Source organism: Lacticaseibacillus styriensis (assembly GCF_030770295.1).
GTDB lineage: Bacteria > Bacillota > Bacilli > Lactobacillales > Lactobacillaceae > Lacticaseibacillus > Lacticaseibacillus casei.
In genome coordinates this window covers 1,392,587-1,410,466 of the sequence record NZ_CP132483.1, presented here as the reverse complement: position 1 = coordinate 1,410,466, position 17,880 = coordinate 1,392,587, and the positions used below count along the sequence as shown (strand labels likewise).

18 protein-coding genes and 1 riboswitch are annotated in these 17,880 nt (G+C 48.6%); of the genes, 2 read left to right on the top strand and 16 right to left on the bottom strand.

Going from position 1 to position 17,880, the window contains the following annotated elements; all coding sequences use genetic code 11:
• Positions 1-88: 88 nt before the first annotated feature.
• The 4 genes from cmk to LACSTY_RS06795 all read right to left on the bottom strand — a co-directional run bounded on the left by cmk (position 89) and on the right by LACSTY_RS06795 (position 3,915).
• Complete coding sequence (gene cmk / locus LACSTY_RS06810; RefSeq protein ID WP_087912113.1) at positions 89-754, bottom strand: (d)CMP kinase; 666 nt, start codon at positions 752-754, stop codon at positions 89-91.
• A 65-nt stretch (positions 755-819) separates the two neighbouring features.
• Positions 820-1,479: a LysM peptidoglycan-binding domain-containing protein gene (locus LACSTY_RS06805; RefSeq protein WP_087912112.1), complete on the bottom strand. Its 660-nt coding sequence runs from the start codon at positions 1,477-1,479 to the stop codon at positions 820-822.
• Positions 1,480-1,538: 59 nt separating this feature from the next.
• The gene (locus LACSTY_RS06800) at positions 1,539-2,948 is read right to left on the bottom strand and encodes a RecQ family ATP-dependent DNA helicase (RefSeq protein WP_087912111.1); all 1,410 of its coding nucleotides are present in this window, start codon (positions 2,946-2,948) and stop codon (positions 1,539-1,541) included.
• Positions 2,935-3,915 (bottom strand): helix-turn-helix domain-containing protein, encoded by a 981-nt coding sequence (locus tag LACSTY_RS06795; RefSeq protein ID WP_087912110.1) that lies wholly within the window; start codon positions 3,913-3,915, stop codon positions 2,935-2,937. The genes LACSTY_RS06800 and LACSTY_RS06795 overlap by 14 nt, the downstream gene beginning before the upstream one ends.
• 83 nt (positions 3,916-3,998) lie before the next feature.
• On the opposite strand from LACSTY_RS06795, the gene LACSTY_RS06790 reads away from it, so the two are divergent.
• The gene (locus LACSTY_RS06790) at positions 3,999-4,256 is read left to right on the top strand and encodes a ferredoxin (protein ID WP_087912109.1); all 258 of its coding nucleotides are present in this window, start codon (positions 3,999-4,001) and stop codon (positions 4,254-4,256) included.
• Positions 4,257-4,426: 170 nt separating this feature from the next.
• On the opposite strand, the gene LACSTY_RS06785 is transcribed toward LACSTY_RS06790, so the two are convergent.
• The 11 genes from LACSTY_RS06785 to dnaE all read right to left on the bottom strand — a co-directional run bounded on the left by LACSTY_RS06785 (position 4,427) and on the right by dnaE (position 16,485).
• Positions 4,427-5,005, bottom strand: coding sequence for an ECF transporter S component (locus tag LACSTY_RS06785; RefSeq protein ID WP_047106101.1), 579 nt, complete (start codon positions 5,003-5,005; stop codon positions 4,427-4,429).
• 96 nt (positions 5,006-5,101) lie between these two features.
• Positions 5,102-5,220, bottom strand: a riboswitch (FMN riboswitch).
• A gap of 76 nt (positions 5,221-5,296) precedes the next feature.
• Positions 5,297-6,043, bottom strand: coding sequence for a pseudouridine synthase (locus LACSTY_RS06780; RefSeq protein WP_070651831.1), 747 nt, complete (start codon positions 6,041-6,043; stop codon positions 5,297-5,299).
• Positions 6,027-6,644, bottom strand: a complete 618-nt coding sequence (scpB, locus tag LACSTY_RS06775) for an SMC-Scp complex subunit ScpB (RefSeq protein ID WP_087912108.1) — start codon at positions 6,642-6,644, stop codon at positions 6,027-6,029. Before scpB ends, LACSTY_RS06780 begins: the two co-directional genes overlap by 17 nt.
• The gene (locus tag LACSTY_RS06770) at positions 6,644-7,369 is read right to left on the bottom strand and encodes a segregation and condensation protein A (RefSeq protein WP_010488453.1); all 726 of its coding nucleotides are present in this window, start codon (positions 7,367-7,369) and stop codon (positions 6,644-6,646) included. The genes scpB and LACSTY_RS06770 overlap by 1 nt, the downstream gene beginning before the upstream one ends.
• Positions 7,344-7,730, bottom strand: a complete 387-nt coding sequence (locus LACSTY_RS06765) for an N-acetyltransferase (protein ID WP_087912107.1) — start codon at positions 7,728-7,730, stop codon at positions 7,344-7,346. Before LACSTY_RS06765 ends, LACSTY_RS06770 begins: the two co-directional genes overlap by 26 nt.
• Positions 7,731-7,795: 65 nt before the next feature.
• The gene (xerD, locus tag LACSTY_RS06760) at positions 7,796-8,677 is read right to left on the bottom strand and encodes a site-specific tyrosine recombinase XerD (protein ID WP_087912106.1); all 882 of its coding nucleotides are present in this window, start codon (positions 8,675-8,677) and stop codon (positions 7,796-7,798) included.
• A 4-nt stretch (positions 8,678-8,681) separates the two neighbouring features.
• Positions 8,682-9,563: a CvfB family protein gene (locus tag LACSTY_RS06755; RefSeq protein WP_049169845.1), complete on the bottom strand. Its 882-nt coding sequence runs from the start codon at positions 9,561-9,563 to the stop codon at positions 8,682-8,684.
• Between the two features lie 41 nt (positions 9,564-9,604).
• Positions 9,605-10,066, bottom strand: coding sequence for a DUF441 domain-containing protein (locus LACSTY_RS06750; protein ID WP_087912105.1), 462 nt, complete (start codon positions 10,064-10,066; stop codon positions 9,605-9,607).
• Between the two features lie 225 nt (positions 10,067-10,291).
• The gene (pyk, locus tag LACSTY_RS06745; RefSeq protein WP_010488463.1) at positions 10,292-12,058 is read right to left on the bottom strand and encodes a pyruvate kinase; all 1,767 of its coding nucleotides are present in this window, start codon (positions 12,056-12,058) and stop codon (positions 10,292-10,294) included.
• Between the two features lie 59 nt (positions 12,059-12,117).
• Positions 12,118-13,077, bottom strand: coding sequence for a 6-phosphofructokinase (pfkA, locus tag LACSTY_RS06740; RefSeq protein WP_010488465.1), 960 nt, complete (start codon positions 13,075-13,077; stop codon positions 12,118-12,120).
• Between the two features lie 111 nt (positions 13,078-13,188).
• Entirely contained in the window at positions 13,189-16,485 is a 3,297-nt protein-coding gene (gene dnaE / locus LACSTY_RS06735) for a DNA polymerase III subunit alpha (protein ID WP_087912104.1), read from the bottom strand.
• A gap of 95 nt (positions 16,486-16,580) precedes the next feature.
• Between dnaE and LACSTY_RS06730 the strand changes: the two genes are divergently transcribed.
• Positions 16,581-16,775, top strand: coding sequence for a YjzD family protein (locus LACSTY_RS06730; RefSeq protein ID WP_010488470.1), 195 nt, complete (start codon positions 16,581-16,583; stop codon positions 16,773-16,775).
• A 182-nt stretch (positions 16,776-16,957) separates the two neighbouring features.
• Here the strand turns inward: LACSTY_RS06730 and LACSTY_RS06725 are convergent, their stop codons facing one another.
• Positions 16,958-17,818 carry a hypothetical protein gene (locus tag LACSTY_RS06725; protein WP_010488472.1) on the bottom strand — a complete coding sequence of 287 codons (861 nt, stop codon included), beginning with the start codon at positions 17,816-17,818 and terminating at the stop codon, positions 16,958-16,960.
• Between the last annotated feature and the right edge of the window lie 62 nt (positions 17,819-17,880).

Below are 17,880 nucleotides of genomic sequence, written 5' to 3'. Positions count from 1 at the left end.
GCCAAAAAATCCTCCTATGCAGCTGTATACTGGATCTATTGTACTTGAAAACGAAACAAATTACCAGCGCTTATTTCGCCCCGGTTAACTAATGCGTTTTCGCTTCTGCCACTAATGTCAGAATCCGTGCCACGACTTCATCAATCGACATATCGGTCGTATCGATCCGAATCGCATCGGACGCTTGCCGTAAAGGTGACACCGCCCGATGGGAATCTTTACGGTCACGCTCGGCAATTTCAGCCTCGAGTGTCGCCAGTGGTGTCGTGATCCCCTTTTGAACGTTTTCTTTATAGCGCCGCTTAGCACGCTCTGTAACTGACGCTACCATGAAAATTTTCAAAGCGGCGTTTGGCAAAACGGTTGTCCCGATATCGCGGCCATCCATCACAATATCATGAGTCGCTGCAATGTCACGCTGCCGCTTAACCAATTCGGTTCGCACACGCGGTAACGCCGAAACCTGGGATACATTATTCGTCACATCGGGCTCACGGATGGCCAGCGTCACGTCCTCGTCATTCATGAAAACCTGTTGTTCCGTTTCGCCGGGGGCAAACCGAATCACCATCTTGGCGAGATGCTGCATAATGGCTGTTTCGTCGTCCAGCGGTAATTGATCCTTAAGCGCCATATATGTGACGGTGCGATACATCGCACCGGTATCGCAATAAATAAAGCCTAATTTCTTGGCGACAAGTTTTGCAATGGTACTTTTGCCGGCGCTTGCCGGGCCGTCGATCGCAATCTGCATGAATTTCCTCCACAACACACGCCCCTGTTCATCTCGTCAATGGTTCGAACAGGGGCGCGTTACATTTATTTCACTTTTAAAACGGTTCCGGGTGTCAGGCTGGAATTGGCGCTGAGGCCATTTAGCTGCAAAAGTTCATCCAACGACATACCATGATTAGTTGCAATCCGATAAAGATTATCCCCAGACTTAACCGTGTATGAATTGGCCGCCGCAGTACTGGCCTGACTCGGCGTTGCAGTGCTCGCTGCAGACGCCGCTGCGCTAGGCTGTGTTTGTACAGAGGCGCTGCTGGCTACCGATGCCTTATTCGTCTCCTGCTGTTGAGTCGACGGCTGCTGTGCCGGCTGCTTGCTGCTTGCTTCATTCTTAGAAGTTTTTGCCGCTTTAGAAGACTTTTCGGATTTTTTAACCTTTGATCGATGGCTGGCTTTCTTGGCGCTTTGAATCACCACTTTGTCATTTGACAAATTTGAGCCACTGCTGCCTTGGCTTCCCCAAACCTTAAAGTAAATAATTGGCGATAAAACGAGCAAAATCAAAATAATTGCCAAAATCCATGTAAATTTTGAGCTACCTTGGCGTTTTTTACGGGTGGCCAATCGACTTAAATTGCCTTGGTCATCACGATCATCATCGAAAAGGGTTTCCCAAGGCTTGTTTTGATCGTCACGCTTATGTTCTTGATCCGCACTGTCATGTTGGTGTTTATCTTTTTCGGCCATCACGAACCTCCTCACTACATGGATTTATTGTATCATATCGCAGCAAATCAGGACGCCGCTTATCTAAAGATTTGCCTAAAAACGGCTTGCCAGTGTTTCGGCTGGGTTGTCTGATGTCTTTTTTCTGTGACAAAAGTTTGTAAGACGTCCGACGTCACTGGGCCGCAGCAAAATGAGCCGTGTGCCGGAGCCGGTGAATCAAAGTGCTTAAGTAATAACGCCCGTCGACAACCGGATGCGTTGACAAAAGCTGCCATCGCCGTAAAACTATTCTGTTTTTCCGTCATTCGCTTCTCAAGTTGCTGCTGCGTTTGAAGCAGCGAAAAGCCGGCCGTAATATACGCTTCAATCAAGCTGACTTGCGGATCGTCAAAATTGCGATAAATCTCCGGGTGGGCAAAAATAGTCTGAATCATCGTTTGGTCAGGCAGCATTCCTGCCAGCGCCTGACTGCGTTTCAAGTCATCCTGAGTCACCACCATCGCCGCTAAACTAGGCGCCCCATCACGCCCGGCGCGACCGATTGCCTGGTAATACGCTTCAAGCGACTCGGGTACATGTAAATGAACGACAAGGCGGACATTTGCCTTATCGATGCCCATGCCAAAAGCACTTGTGGCGCAAATCACCTGAAGCTGATCGGATTGAAACTGTCGCTGAATCAAATCACGCTGATGCTGGTCCAATCCGGCATGATAAAAGGCGGCTGCCGTCCCGGCTTTTTGCAATTCGCCGGCCAGGTTCTCAGATGCTGCTCGGGTCGGACAGTACACAATCGTTGACCCAATGTTTGCTGCCATAATATGTTGAAGCTCCTGCTGCTTTGCTTTCTCATTGGGACAGACATCAACCCCGAGAAAAATATTCGGGCGATCAACCGAACCGGCAATGGTGACTGGGTTTTGCATGCCCAATTGCGTCAAAATATCTGTGCGAACCCGTTCAGGAGCGGTTGCCGTAAGCGCCAAAACGGCATCAACGTGTAATTGGCTTCGGACTTGTCCCAACTGTAAATAGGCCGGGCGAAAATCCGGGCCCCATTGAGAAATACAATGCGCCTCATCAACCACAAACAAGCCCAAATCAAGTTGCTTGAGTGCCACCAATACATCCGCACGCTGCAACATTTCCGGAGAAATGAAAAGATAACGATACTGGCTCAAGTTTTGCAAAACTTCAGGAAACACATTTGGGACAATTTGTCCCGACAAAGCCAAGACCCGTTTCTCACCCGCCGCCTGCAACCGGCCCACCTGATCGTGCATCAAAGCAATTAAAGGCTCGATAATCAACGTTGGCTTTGCTTTGATGATCGTTGGCAACTGATAACAAAGTGACTTACCGCTACCGGTTGGCAGTATCCCCAAAGTATCCTGCCCTGCTAAGACTGCCTGAATAATTGCTTTTTGTCCGGGCCGAAAATGTTCAAAGCCGAAATGGTCGGCCAATAAAGTTTCAAGTTGCGGCACGCGGCCATCTCCCTTGCAGTTTAAAAATCTGAAACAAACGAATCTGAAAAAATTCACTGTCCGGAATCGTCGCCAGTAACGTCTGATGATCCTGCCATTGATCCACCTGATCCAAAGCGTGATGCACCGCTGGCGGAATCAGTCTGGCTATCGGAACATCCTGACCCATGATAGCGGCTAATAGTAGATGCTCTTTGACAGTACTCATTTTGCGATGACTTTGTGCGGCAACTGTCGCCAAATCAACGCCTAACCGAACTTGCTTCAAGGTCGCTTGAGCCGGACGCGTCACCAACTCCTGCGGTCCACCCCACAAGGCATACCATTGATTCTTGGCTGCAGCAATTTCCTGAATCAACGCAGCTAAAGCATTCACATTGGCAAAATGTGCCGATAATGTTGCCGGTTGGCGCTGACCTGCGTAATTGTGCCCGATCAGGTTGGCGGCGAGCTCATCAGCAAGCGACGCCGGTAATCGCTCAAAAAGATCGGTTAATTCATCAACCGCTGTCTGAACACGCGTTTGTCGATACCAGCGCTTCACAGCCTGCTGGGTTGCCCAATCAGTACTGATCGGTCGGTAAGCTTGCGAATGATAGCTGGCTTCGGATAAAACCTGAACTGCTAAAAAGAAGCGCGGTGCGAACCTGTCAACCCGCATCCATGGTTGGTAGTAAGCAGGTAGTGACACCTTCTGTGCTGCTTGAATCCGACGCTTTTGGCCGCTTTCCGTTAACACCAATCCGGTTTCCGTGGCCGCTAAACATTTTTGTGCTTTTAGCTTCGCCACGGTGGCTAAAAACGCCTCCTTCGATAATCCGGGATAAAGATGGAGCCATTGCAACTGATGATGACTCAAAGCCGCATAGAGGATAGAAATGGTTTGTTTACCGGTTAACAGCCCAAATACAGACCGTTCGCGGCGCGGTTGGGTATTAAAAAATTGGATCACCAAGTCCGGCAGCAAAATAAGCACCTCTTTTTCCCGGTTGTTATTGTACAATGACAGGTAGTTGAAATCATGACAAAAGATTGAAGGCGAATACGATAATGGCTTTATATGGCAGAGTGGAACGGCCTGAATGCATCGCGTGTGGTTTATGCCAGATGCTGGCGCCAGACTTATTTGACTACGATCAGGCAGGCATCGCCTATTATAAGCCTGATCGCAATACCGGCACAAAAGCGCTTGATGATCAGGCGACGATTCATTTTCGTTTAGCGTATAAACGGTGCCCGACGCGTGCAATCAAACGCAGTGACCATCCGTTTGACGCCGATCCTTATACGCCAACCAAGGCAGAATAAGTCAGCTGTCTCTCTCATACATCGATTAACGCTCTATTCATACACTACGCCGTTTTCAAATGATGCCTGCCTGTAGCCAAGTCGCGCAAAAAAACTTCCGCCAAATTGACGGAAGTTTTTGTTTGCAAACGTGCAGCTACTAAAGGTTCCAAAAGGCCTCGACGAATCGATTAGTGGCTCATCTGCATTTCTTGACGGGCAAGCCAAGGTGCCAGTGCCTTCGCAATCGCAAAGAAGGCGACTGAAATCACGACACCCTTAATCAGATTGAATGGCACAACGCCAATCAGCACGTAACGGGTTAGCGACATGCCTAAGTTGAAATTGAAGACCGCCATGTACATCGGCGTGATCACCAGCCAGTTCAGAATGCTCATCACCAAAGTAAGGCTTAAAGTACCTAAGACCAGGCCTTCGACTTGGCGCCATAAACTGTGTTTGCCGCGAACGGTGTAAACCACCGGCAGTAAGAAGCCGACACTGGCAATAAAGGCGGCCAAATCACCGATGAGGTTCACAACACCGCCGCCAGTCAAAGCGAAATGGACCAGACTCCGAATAAAGGCGACACCGATGCCGCCAACCGGCCCATAAAGCAGCCCTCCTAGCAACACAACCAAGTCAGATAAATCCAACTTCAAGAACGGAAACGCCGGAATAATCGGAAACGAGAACATCATCAATACGTAACCGATCGCCGCTAATAGTGCGATACCTACCAAACGATGAACTTTAGAACGACTTGCCATAATACATAACCTCCATGAGGCCGTCTTCCGGAACTTAAAAAGACCTATTCCTCCTTCAGGGGGAATAGGTCTCGATTGAATGCAGATTCAAAAAAGCCCCATCTTCTTCCATCTAGACTATCACTATCGGTACCGGAGTCACACCGGTTCCACCGCAAACGCGGGTCGCGGACTATACCGCCGGTCGGGAATTACACCCTGCCCTGAAGACGAACCAATTATTTAATTACAAGCATACTTTATCAGAGGTAAGGCTTAAATTCAAGCGATTACCTTGAAAACGTTAACAACTTAATGTTTTTCGTCCTGATCACCAGTAAGTTGCCGTAAATCATGCAACTCCTGCGGTTTAATCTCACGGTGTTCTCCCGGTTGTAAACCGGCAAGTGTCAGGTTGCCATAAGCTTCACGGGACAGCTTGATCACTGGGAAGCCAACCGCTTTAAACATCTTTTTCACCTGATGATTCATGCCTTGATGAATGGTGAGCGCCACAATTGCGGTTTTCTTTGCCTTATCTGTCGACAGAATCTCGAATTTTGCTGGTGCCGTCATTTTACCGTCAATGACCACCCCTGCTTTAAGCGGCGCTAAGGCAGGACGATTCGGAATGCCTTCCACTTTGGCGACATACTTTTTCTCGAGTGCATAGCGCGGATGCATGAGATGGTTGGCTAACTCGCCATCATTCGTCATCACTAACAAACCGCTGGTGTCATAGTCTAGACGGCCAACCGGGTAAAGTCGTTCGCGAATATCTTCAAAATAATCAGTGACGACTTTCCGGCCTTTGTTGTCCTCGACTGCGCTAATCACGCCACGCGGTTTATAAAACAGAAAATACCGTTTAGCCTCTTTGCCGATTGGAACACCGTCTACTTCAACGTCATCATGCGGACCGACTTTAATGCCCATTTCAGTTGCAACTTGGCCATTAACTTTCACATGCCCGGTAGCGATGAGTGTCTCTGCATGACGGCGTGAGGCGATGCCGGCATTGGCAATGACTTTTTGCAATCGTTCAGTTTTGGTTGTCATCTTGTTGGTTTTGCTCCATTTTCTTATCGTCTTCAGCCTGTTGCGACTGACCATCATCACGAAATGCTGTAAAAAGATCGACTTCACCGGTATCTTCAGGTGCATCGGCCAGTGGCGGCAGATCTGCCAACCGATTGAGGCCAAAGTAATCAAGGAAAAACTGGGTGGTCGCATACAAAATCGGCCGTCCCGGTGCTTCTTTACGGCCGGCTTCTTTAATCAGTTGCCGGGATGCTAATGTTGTCAACGCACCGGAACTTTGAACGCCCCGAATTTCGTCAATTTCGATTCGCGTAATCGGTTGCTGATAAGCAATGATAGCCAAAACTTCCAGCGCTGCCTGTGACAAACCAGCAGCAGGAGGACCGGCAAAATACTTTTTGATAGCAGCTGCAAAGGCCGGTTTGGTTAACAAGTAGTAACGGTCAGCAAACTGTTGGATCTGTAAGCCCCGCTGTTTGTCGGCGGCCAGCTTTTGCTGATATGCTTCCAGTTGTTGGCGCATCGCACTTTCGCTGATTTCCAAAATCCCGGCAAGTTCGCCTAGGGTCACGCCGCTTTCACCTGCTGTATACAGAATAGCTTCTAATACCGGCTCCATTAAGCGGCCTCCTTCAGCGTCACCGTGATCGGATCAAACGGCGCATCTTGTTCGCAAATCACCTGATCGCTTTTCATCAGTTCCAACAAGGCCAAAAAGGTCGTAACCACCTGTTCAACCGAATGGACCGCCAACAAATCGGCAAACAAACATTGACCGTCTTTTTGCAACGTCTTCAAAACTTCCCCGATGCGTTTTTCGACCGACACCGGCTCGGTTTCAATATGCGCAATTGTCTGGCGAGCCGCCTGTTGCGCTTTCATGACCCGGGCCATCGCTGCCTGCAGGTCAATCAATTTGACGGTTCCCGGAGCGAGCGGCACAGCCATTTTCTCGTCTGGTAATGTCGTCGGCTTGGCAAAGGATTGTGCTCGTTTAGCTTCCCGGTGCTTTAAATCTTTGGCTGCTTCTTGGTAAACCTGATAAGTCAACAGCTGGGCCACTAAATCCGCCCGCGGATCGGTTGGCTCTTCCGGCTCAGTGGTTTCCGGTTCCGGTTGCGGCAACAAAAGCCGACTTTTTAAAACCATTAAATTAGCGGCCATGACAAAATAATCGCCGGCTACATCCAGCGCCAGATCCTGCATCTGGTGCAGGTAATCAAGGTACTGGGTGGTAATCTCGGCGATCGGAATATCGTAAATATCCACTTCGTTTGTCCGAATCAAATGCCACAACAAATCCAACGGTCCGGAGAAATCATTCAGCACGAGTGTCAGTGCCATGGTCATCCTCTTTTCGAAACTTGTTAAAAGCAGCTATCAATGACGCATGCTCTAAAGCCCCCATCAATTTCTTATCAGGGAAAAGCTTCGTCAACTCTGTCAGCGCAGCAAACGCCGTCGCCTGATCACGAAAATTCGGTGAAAAGCTCAAATGCCGCACCAAAACAAAATCATCACTTAACTCGATACCGATCACACCGACAAAATCATGCCCCTGCTTATACAAATACAGCGCATGCGAATCGTCTTCGGTGTACATCTTAAGTTCGGTCCTCAAGTGTCCGACATCTTTGAGATCGGGAATAAAAGACAAAAGTCCCATGGCGATCTTTTCGTAGTCGTTTTTGTATTTAACCAGCATATTTGCCTCCAAGAGATACTCTCGTAACACTCTATCATACAAACCGCGTTGGAGCAACGTACTCCCTAACCGCGCGGATGCGTTTTATGGTAGACCGCAACCAAATGCTGATTACTAAGATGCGTGTAAATCTGCGTCGTACTAATGTCACTATGTCCCAATAATTCCTGAACAACCCGTAAATCTGCCCCGTTTTCAAGCAGTCGCGTTGCAAAACTGTGCCGCAGCGTATGCGGGGTGACATCTTTTTGAATGCCCACACTGGCAATATAGGCCTTTAAATTCTTCCAAATTGCCTGCCGGGTGAGCGCATGTCCATGAAAATTGACGAAAACAGCTTTAGGTTGGTGCTGCTTAATCAACCGTGGCCGCGCATCACGCAAATATCGATTAACCCACTCTGTTGCCTGGGGACTGATTGGCACGAGCCGCTCCTTGTCACCTTTCCCAGTCACCTGCAACAAGTTCATGGCTAAATGCAGTTGATCCATGCGTAGCCCGATGAGTTCCGACACGCGCAACCCGGTCGCATACATCAATTCAAAAATGGCGCGATCACGCAGGCCAAGTGGTTTCGTAATATCCGGTTTGGCCATAAGCGCGTCGATTTCTGGCCCTGACAACGTTGCCGGTAAATGCTGCGCCTTCTTCGGGGTATCGATTTTGGTCATCGGGTCGGTTTTAACAGCCCCTTCCCGCAACAAAAATCGGTAAAATTTTCGCAGCGCCGAAATCATCCGACTGACTGACGCAGGGGCTTTCGTATCATTTTGTTTTTTCAAAAATGACTGAATAACCGCAAAATCTTCCGGAAAGGTGGTCCGTTTTTGGGATGTCAGCCAAGCCTGAAAGGTCATTAAGTCCTGTTGATAGCTTATTTGCGTCGTGGCCGCCAATCCACGCTCAACATCTAAATAATGAATAAAATCTGCAATCAACCCGTGCATGTTCTTACTCCTGAGATGCGTTACCGTTTGTCTTTAACAAAATCGTATAACCTGCTTCTTCTTTAATCAATCCGGCTTTCAATAAGTGACCTAATGCCCGCTTAAACGCGCCTTTACTAATGCCAAAGACCTGTTTAATCGCATCTGGATCGCTTTTGTCGGTATAGGCGATTTTGCCAGCAGGATCATGTTGCAACACCGCCAAAATCATCGCCGCATCGTCGCCAATCGCCTGGTATGCCCGTGGCTTCAACGATAGATTCAGTTCGCCTTGATCACTGACACCAATCACGCGGGCATGCAACACCTGACCCAGTCGCGGCTCGACATCACGTTGACTTGGATGAATAAAGCCAAGGTAAAAGTCATCTGTCAATACCCGCGTACCCGCCATTTTCAGGCGATAAGCCGTTGCGGTCACATCAGCATTCATTTGGTCAGGTTTGGCACGATTGGCCACTGCCCGAATAATCGTTTCGTCGGCGAGATTGCCCCACAACCGGTCTTTTTTATCGGTTGTCAAAGCAATCATCAGCCGATCTCCGCGTTGAGGCCAAAGTCGATTGAGCTCAGGCAATTGATCCTCACTCACCACGATATCTTTATCCGGTAAGCCGATATCAACAAAGACCCCTAAATCGCGGCGCACTTCAACAACTGGCGCGAATGCGTAGTGATCGCGGCCCACCTTAGGCAGTTTGGTCGTTAAGCGGGCCTCGCCATGCTTATTCTCATAAGCAAAACCTTCAAGTTCACTGCCGATCTCAGGCAAAGCTGCTAATTCCTTACGATCGATTGCCAAGGTAACGCCATCGTACTGAGCGAATACTTCTTTTTCATTGTGATCCGTCACGTGTGCGGTGACGATTTGGCCATTGAATTTCATTTTAATGATCATGTCTCCCTTTTAGCTGGATCCGACTTGCCTTACCGTCCAGGCAGTATGTTGAACGCTGTCAAAATAACATAAGTAATGCCACTAGCAATCACCGGACCGGCAGCGATGCCTTTTAAGAACACAACCCCTAAAATCGTGCCAAAAACCAAAGCAACTGTCATTTCCGGACTCATGGCTAGCAGACCGACACCTTTGGCAGATAACACTGCCACTAAAACGCCGCAGCCAATGGCAATCCAGCCAGCCGGACTTTTAATCACGTGCAATAACTCTTTCAAGCCGATTTCACCTGTCGCAATCGGCACCATAATCGCAGCCGAAATGACGGTGACACCCCAGTTAATGCCTTGACTCTGCAACAATTTCATCAAATGCTGCGTTTGCGGCAGTATTTTTAGCACCATCACGACAGCAACGCCGATCACGAGGCTCTTATTTTTGCCAAGTAACGCAATGATCAAAATGGCAAGTAAAAATAACCAACTTTCCACAGGTGCGCTCCTCCAATCATTTGCCGATCAGGATCATCGGCTGCCTGCTATTCATCTCATCAATTCATACTGCTCTTCATTATAAGCTACCCGATCATCGCTGACGAGTCCCCAGTCATTTTTGCTAGCAGTTAATTGCTAAAATGAGAACTCATTTCAGCCATCAAAAAACTCCTGAGTTTCCTCAGGAGTTTCTGAAAACCAATGTTAAATTGATTGTCCGGATTAAAGGGCGTTGGTAGCACCTTTATAAACAATCCCCCGACGAGAATCAACGGTAATGATCTGGCCGTCAGAGATAACGCTGGTAGCATTTTCAGCACCAACAACAACCGGAATGCCCATGGCAATGCCGACAACAGCAGCGTGACTGGTCAAGCCGCCAGTTTCAACAACCAAGGCAGCCGCTTTTTCGATTGCTGGCAGGTAATCTTTATCGGTCGTCTTAACAACCAGAATGTCACCCTTTTGCATCTTAGCAGCAGCTTCTTGCGCATTGCTTGCAATGACCGCTTTACCAATCGTGGATTCGTCACCGACACCTGAGCCTTGAACCAGCTTGGAGCCGATAAGTTGAACCTTCATCACGTTGGTTGTGCCAGATTCGCCAACAGGAACACCGGCAGTGATCAGAATCAGATCGCCTTCCTTAGCAAAGCCAAGATCTTGAGCCTTCTTCGTTGCCAAGTCGAACATAGCATCGGTGTTAGCAGGTTTGTCGGCAATAATTGGGTAAACACCCCAGTTAACCATCAAACCACGCTGGGTCTTCTCGTTAAAGGTAATGGCAAGAATGTCAGCCTTCGGACGATACTTGGAAATCATCCGTGCGGTGTAACCGGACTGGGTAGCAGCAACAATCGTCTTGACGCCGAGGTTACGAGCCGTGTGTGCAACACTTTGGCCAACAGCTTCGGTAATGTTCTTGTTGCTGTATTCCTTCAAGGCAAATGCATCTTGATCCATCATCGCTGCTTCGGTATATTCGTCGATCCGGGCCATTGCAGCAACAGACTCAACAGGATAATCACCATTAGCAGATTCACCGGAAAGCATCGTTGCATCGGTACCATCAAAAACAGCGTTCGCAACGTCGTTTACTTCGGCACGGGTAGGACGAGGGTTTTCCTGCATGGAATCAAGCATTTGAGTAGCGGTAATAACCGGCTTGCCCAAAGCATTGCACTTCTTGATCAACCGTTTTTGAACGATCGGGACATGTTCAAATGGAATTTCAACACCCATGTCGCCACGAGCAACCATCAAACCGTCAGAAACCTTCAAGATGTCATCGATGTTGTCGATACCTTCTTGAGATTCAATCTTAGGGAAGATCTGAACATTAAGCGCGTTCTTTTCTTCAAGGAGTTCACGAATGTCCAAAACATCCTGAGGCTTACGAACAAAGGATGCAGCAATGAAGTTGATCCCGTGATCCAAACCGAAACGAATATCATTGGAGTCTTTTTCAGTGATACCAGGTAAATTGATGGCAACGCCTGGAGCATTGACACCTTTCTTACCGCCAAGAACACCGTCGTTTTGAACAACAGTGACAAGCTCGCGGTTCTTCTCGTCTTTTTCGGTGATCTTCATGTCGATCAAGCCATCATCGAACAAAACGTGGCCGCCAACATGCGTGTCATCGTAAAGACCAGGATAAGTAACGGCAACCTTTTCCTTAGTACCCTTCAAACTGGCATCCATGGAGATGCGAACTTTATCACCCGTGTGGAATTCGATCGTGCCATCTGGGGTATCCTCAAGCGTGGTCCGAATTTCGGCACCTTTCGTATCAAGCATGATACCAACGGTCTTGCCCGTGATCTTTTCAGCCTCGTGAACCATCTTCATCCGTGCCAAGTGTTCTTCGTGATCACCATGGGAAAAGTTGAAACGGAAAACGTTGGCGCCCGCTTCGATCAACTTAACGATGATGTCAGTGGTGTTACTAGCAGGTCCAAGTGTGCTGACGATCTTGGTTTTTTTCATAAGTGAAATCGCTCCTTGCAATTATTTAAACAGACGTTAATGTCGTTTGTTTACAGAAATTAAAATGTTAACTCTTCCGCCAAGGTGTAGAGCGAAAGTTCAGCGTGGTGCTTAGCATCAAACAAGGTCCGGACGTCATGCGCCGTGATCTTGTTGTTTTCAATGCCGACTGCTAATGCACCCTTGCCGTCCAGCAAAAGTTCAACGGCGTAAGCACCCATTTGTGAAGCCAATACGCGATCACGAGCGGATGGTGCACCGCCCCGGACAATATGGCCCAGAACCGTTGCACGTAACTGGAAGTCGCCGTAAGCTGCCAATTCTTTGGCGAACTGATCGGCATGCATCACGCCTTCAGCCAGCAAAATAACCGCATGCTTCTGACCGCGTTCACGGGAACTTTGCAACTTCGATGCAATCTTTTTAACATCAAAGTCGTGTTCCGGAATGATGACATCTTCAGCGCCACCGGCTACCCCAGACCAAAGTGCGATGTCACCAGCCTCACGACCCATAACCTCGACAACAAAGGTACGTTCATGGGAAGCCGCGGTATCACGCAACCGGTCGACCGCCTCAACCACGGTATTGACTGCAGTATCAAAACCGATCGTAAAGTCGGTGTACGGAATATCGTTATCAATCGTTCCCGGCAAGCCGATCGTATTGAAACCGTGGCGGGTTAATGCCAAAGCTCCGTGATAAGAACCATCGCCGCCAATGACAACCAATGCTTCAATTCCGAACTTGTTCAGCTGTTCAACGCCGCGCAACTGGCCTTCTTCTTGAGCAAATTGCGGATAGCGTGCCGAGTACAGCATGGTCCCGCCACGCTGAATCTTATCGCCGACAGTTGACTCGCTCATTTTAAAAATATCGCCAGCAACTAATCCGGCAAAGCCATAATTGATGCCGTATACTTCAAGGCCTTCATGCATCGCCTTGCGAGCAACAGCCCGGACCGCAGCGTTCATGCCTGGTGCATCGCCGCCACTGGTCAAAATACCAATGCGTTTCATTATTTCACCTCATGCATATTCTTTTGCGATATGTCCTACCACAAATACTCATTGAGTTTACCACTTTTCTGAAACAAAGTCCTTGAAAATGAGAACATTTTACAATTTTCTCTAGGACTCCTGACGCGTTCTTAGAACAACATTGGTGGCGCCGAACTGTGACTTCAGGGCTTCCACCAATGTTGTATCAGCCTTGACCCAGTATCGCTTGTCTAACAAAATACTTTCACGAGTAGCGGTATCGACAGTGATAACAGGTGTTGTTCCATGAGCGGCTTGCAATTTTTTCAGTAAATCGGTTCGCAAAACCGTATTCTTCGCGTCCAGCCGAATGAATAATTCGGCACTTGGCAGGCTAGCTAATAACGGTTGTGCATCCTGAATCCGATTTACCACCAGCTGCAAGTCGTCATTGCGCTTTTCCACGCGCCCGTTCACAAATACCACCGTATCCGTGGTTAAGTCTTCAATCGTCGGATAAAGGTTTGGGAAAACTGTCAGCGACACATTGCCGGTAGCATCCTGGCCGTCCACAAAGGCCATCGGTTTGCCTGTTTTCGTCCGAATTCGTTTGATATGCCGCACCAGCAGCAAAATGTTTACCGTCTGCCCTTCCTCCAGATCGCTGACGCTCACCAAGGTATATTGGGTTTTCAACGGCGCATATTTATCAACCGGATGTCCGGATAGATAAACCCCAAGAACCTCCGCTTCGGCTTCAAGCCGCTCACTGGCGGACATTTCCGGCACTTTGATTGTTTTAGGCGCCAACATCGAAAAGAGCCCGACGTCGTTGCCTGCCAATTTAACAGAATTAATCAACTCGTCCAGATTGGCTAGCGTTTGCGCCCGATTCGCATCAAACGTATCAAATGCCCCGGCAAGAATCAATGATTTAAAGTTGTCAGCTTTTAACCACTTGGGATCCAATCGTTGTAAAAGATCGCGTAAGTTTTTAAACGGGCCATTTTGACGGGCGGTAAAAATGGCTTCGCTAAAGTCGCGGCGCATCCCTTTGACGGACAACAGGCCAAAACGAATTTTTCCTTGGCTTAATTTAAAACCGCCATTGCTGGCATTAATATCAGGGCCTAGCAAACCGACTTTCCGGGCCTTGGCTTCTTGAACGTAGGTACGCAGTTTTGGCAGATTGTTCATACTGGCATTCATCAAGGCGGCAAAAAACGCTGCCGGATAATGAACTTTTAAATAAGCCAGCCAAAAGGCAACCTTGCTATACGCAACAGCATGTGAACGGTTGAAGCCATAATTGGCAAACCGATCAATGTAGGCGTAAACGGTTTTGGCCGTTTCTTCAGGGAATCCCTGTTTAACGGCGCCTTCGATAAACTTGTCCTGTTCGGCTGCCAGCACTGCGGACTTTTTCTTGCTCATCGCTCGTCGTAACAAGTCCGCTTCGCCAAGACTGAAGCCGCCCATAACGTTGGCAACCTGCATGACCTGCTCCTGATAAACGAGCACGCCATAGGTCGGCTTGAGGATTTCGGTCAGCGCCGGATCTGGGTAGGCAATCGGCTCCTGGCCGTTTTTGCGAGCAATGAAAGTATCGATATTTTCCATTGGCCCGGGTCGATACAAGGCATTAACCGCAACGACATCTTCAAATGCAGTCGGATGCAATTTTCGCAAGACATTTTTGATGCCGGAAGACTCGAACTGAAAAACGCCATTGGTATCGCCACGCGCAAACAAGTTTAGCGTCGGTTTGTCGTCCAGCGGAATGGTCTTGGGATCAAACGGCTTGCCGGTATCCCGTGCCACAAAATGGCTGGCAGCGGCCAAAATATTAAGGTTCTTCAGTCCCAGAAAATCCATTTTCAACAAGCCTAACGCTTCAACGTCATCCTTGGGAACCTGAGTTTGTTCGAGTCCGTCACCACTGGGCTGCAAGGCCACGGTATCGGTTAGTGGCTCTTCTGACAGCACGATACCCGCCGCATGCGTGGAGTAATGCCGCGGCAACCCTTCTAAAGCTAGTGCGGTTTGAAACAGCATCCGATTTTTGGGTGAGTCGGCAACCAAATTCTTGAGCGGCTGGCTTTGCTCATAAGCTGTCTTCAAATCAATGTGAAACAAATTAGGGATTGCCTTACTCCATGTGTTACTTTCAAACTGACTTAAGCCAAATACCCGCGCAACATCACGAATCGCCTGCTTGGCCCCGAATGTTCCAAAAGTAATGATCTGCGCCATGTGATTCTCGCCATACTTGTCGTGCACATACTGAATTAACTCGCCGCGGCGGTTGTCTGGAATATCCAGATCAATATCCGGCATCTGCGCCCGTGCCGGATTCAAAAATCGTTCGAACAGCAGATTATATTCAATCGGATCGACTTCGGTAATGGCCAGCGCATAACTCACTAACGAGCCAGCCGCCGAGCCACGTCCGGCGCCGGTCATGATGTTCACCTTGTGCGCATAATTCATCACATCCCAAACCACCAGAAAATAATCGGCAAAGCCCATTTCGATAATGACATGCAGCTCATATTGCAAACGTTTCTGGTAAGCTTCTGGAATCGGCTGGCCATGAAAACGAGCGTCAAGACCGGATTTAGCCAGTTTGGTCAAATAATCTTTCGACGGTATCTGATCCGGCGTCTGGTAATGCGGCAGCTGAGGCTGTTTAAAGTCAATGGTGACATCGGCACGGGCGGCAATGTCAGCAGTATGATCCACCGCTGTCTGTAGCCCAGCCGCTGCAAACGGTGCAGCAGCGTCTGTTGGCGGTTTTAACCAAGCTTCACCGGCATCGGTTAAAACCGGATCACGAAAGTTTAATTGGCTGCCTTCATCAATGGCAACCATGACTTTTTGCGTAAAGGCATCGGTTGGGTCACGATAAAGAACATTGCCCAATGCCAGCGGTTCAAGCTGGTGCGCTGCGATAAACGCCGGAATAGCACTGTCAAGATGCGCCTCATCCACACCGACATAAACCGACGCCGGCTGCTTGGCTTTTAAAGCCGTTAAAAACGCCATTGCCTGCTCATCGTGATGCGTCGTAACGGCCTCCGCAAATGGCGAATCCGGCAGCGCAATGGCGGCCAACCCAGTCAGCGGTAATAAATCAGCAAACTTAACCGGTGTCTTCGCCAGCATGATTTGCGTCGATAATTTCAGGAGCTGGTGATAACCGGCAGTATTTTCAGCAATGACTAATAAGCGGGCATCGTCAATATCAATCTGCATGCCCAGCAACGGCTTTAGCCCTGCAGCTTTTGCCTGGCGATAAAACTCGACCAGACCGTAAACCACATTGGTGTCGGTTAAGGCAATGGCCGTGTAACCCCTTGTTTTGGCTGCCTGAATCAAATCAGGCAGTGCCAATGGGCTGTGTAATAGGGTATAATTGCTATGAACCTGTAATTGGGTAAACGTCATCTTGCCACCTCACCCCTATTATACTGAAAATTGTCACAATTTCAGTTGATTTCATCAAGAGTCGTGGTAAGATGACGACAGAAAAGAGGGATTTCATGCGGTATCTACCTACCATCGTCTGGGGCCTGATCCTCGGCCAAGTTGTCGGCTTCCTGGTCGGCGCCTTGAGCGGCAGCAGTTACGATCCTAAAACAAGCGCGATCGTTAGTGTTATTTTCATCGTGATTTTATTTTTCTTCCCGCCGGTTATGCAGCACTTTGCCAAGTCAGCAGGAAAACCAGAACATTAAACTACAACGTGCCAATTGAATACGCTTGACAGATCAGTATCCCAAAAAAGCACCTGGAGACGGCCTTCGTATTGGCTGCCCTCAGGTGCTATTTTCATGATCTCTAAATTTCGATGTTCAGTTGGGCTCCAAACTACATGATCAGTGCGCGTGGAACCAGCCATTCAACAATTTTGGTTGAACTACTTTGTGACGTAAAGGTACAAAGCGGTGGTTGAATAGCCAACGTCAAAATGCACACCGTTGCTCTTAATCGTGCTAATCGTTGTGGCGTTGTTCTTAGATTTGGCATCTTTTGTCAGTTTCTTGAAGTGCGAGAAAACGGTTTTGGCATTGGCACCGACCGCCGTACTGAGGAGCCCGAAATCAGTTGCGAAGGCCTGCATCTTCTTGCTGTCCTTGAGAACCGCTAACGGCACAATAACAGCAAAGCCCATTGCCTTGCCATGCGCAACACTCGCGCGATAATTGATATCAGCGGTTTTTAAGATGGACTGAATACCGGTTTTGGCCGTTGTTGGCAATTGATTTGTCTTTGTATTGGCCGTTGCCTGGGCCATCAGCGTTTTAAGTGCCTGTGCCTGTTGTGCAGCTGCCATTTTTTCTGCAGGGGTCATGCCAGCCGCATTTTTTTGGAGCGCAGCCGCTGCTGCCTGCCCCTGTTTCAACTTAGCTTGATCAGCTTTTGAAAGACTCGATACTGCCAGCATCTGATTGAATTTAGTTGCAATATCGGCGTAATTCCCTAATGACTTGCCTGCTTTAACAGTAACATTAGTTTTGAGTGAACCCGCCTTGAGGTTAACCTTCTGTGCCTTATCGGTGATCGGTACATCGATGACAAACGTGCCACTGTTAACCGGCACGCTTCCTTTGCCAGCGTCACTGGTGTAACTGACGCGTTTGACGCCACTGGCATTGCCCTTGACCGTTGCAACTAGCCCATCGCGGCCGTAAGTTGTTTTTGTGGTGCTTAATTGCTGCCCGCAGCCTACCAGCAATAATGCCAATAGACCAATCAGACCGTATTTCCAAAACTTCATGACGGAACATTCCCTTCACTTGATCTCAATTAATGACGTCCATCAGCATAAGCGTTCACTGG

Excerpts from the sequence above, each read along its gene's own strand:
- cmk (WP_087912113.1), bottom strand. The coding sequence starts at position 754 with ATGCAGATTGCGATCGACGGCCCGGCAAGCGCCGGCAAAAGTACCATT.
- LACSTY_RS06805 (WP_087912112.1), bottom strand. The coding sequence starts at position 1,479 with ATGGCCGAAAAAGATAAACACCAACATGACAGTGCGGATCAAGAACAT.
- LACSTY_RS06790 (WP_087912109.1), top strand. The coding sequence starts at position 3,999 with ATGGCTTTATATGGCAGAGTGGAACGGCCTGAATGCATCGCGTGTGGT.
- LACSTY_RS06785 (WP_047106101.1), bottom strand. The coding sequence starts at position 5,005 with ATGGCAAGTCGTTCTAAAGTTCATCGTTTGGTAGGTATCGCACTATTA.
- LACSTY_RS06780 (WP_070651831.1), bottom strand. The coding sequence starts at position 6,043 with ATGACAACCAAAACTGAACGATTGCAAAAAGTCATTGCCAATGCCGGC.
- scpB (WP_087912108.1), bottom strand. The coding sequence starts at position 6,644 with ATGGAGCCGGTATTAGAAGCTATTCTGTATACAGCAGGTGAAAGCGGC.
- LACSTY_RS06770 (WP_010488453.1), bottom strand. The coding sequence starts at position 7,369 with ATGGCACTGACACTCGTGCTGAATGATTTCTCCGGACCGTTGGATTTG.
- LACSTY_RS06765 (WP_087912107.1), bottom strand. The coding sequence starts at position 7,730 with ATGCTGGTTAAATACAAAAACGACTACGAAAAGATCGCCATGGGACTT.
- xerD (WP_087912106.1), bottom strand. The coding sequence starts at position 8,677 with ATGCACGGGTTGATTGCAGATTTTATTCATTATTTAGATGTTGAGCGT.
- LACSTY_RS06755 (WP_049169845.1), bottom strand. The coding sequence starts at position 9,563 with ATGAAATTCAATGGCCAAATCGTCACCGCACACGTGACGGATCACAAT.
- pyk (WP_010488463.1), bottom strand. The coding sequence starts at position 12,058 with ATGAAAAAAACCAAGATCGTCAGCACACTTGGACCTGCTAGTAACACC.
- pfkA (WP_010488465.1), bottom strand. The coding sequence starts at position 13,077 with ATGAAACGCATTGGTATTTTGACCAGTGGCGGCGATGCACCAGGCATG.
- dnaE (WP_087912104.1), bottom strand. The coding sequence starts at position 16,485 with ATGACGTTTACCCAATTACAGGTTCATAGCAATTATACCCTATTACAC.
- LACSTY_RS06730 (WP_010488470.1), top strand. The coding sequence starts at position 16,581 with ATGCGGTATCTACCTACCATCGTCTGGGGCCTGATCCTCGGCCAAGTT.
- LACSTY_RS06725 (WP_010488472.1), bottom strand. The coding sequence starts at position 17,818 with ATGAAGTTTTGGAAATACGGTCTGATTGGTCTATTGGCATTATTGCTG.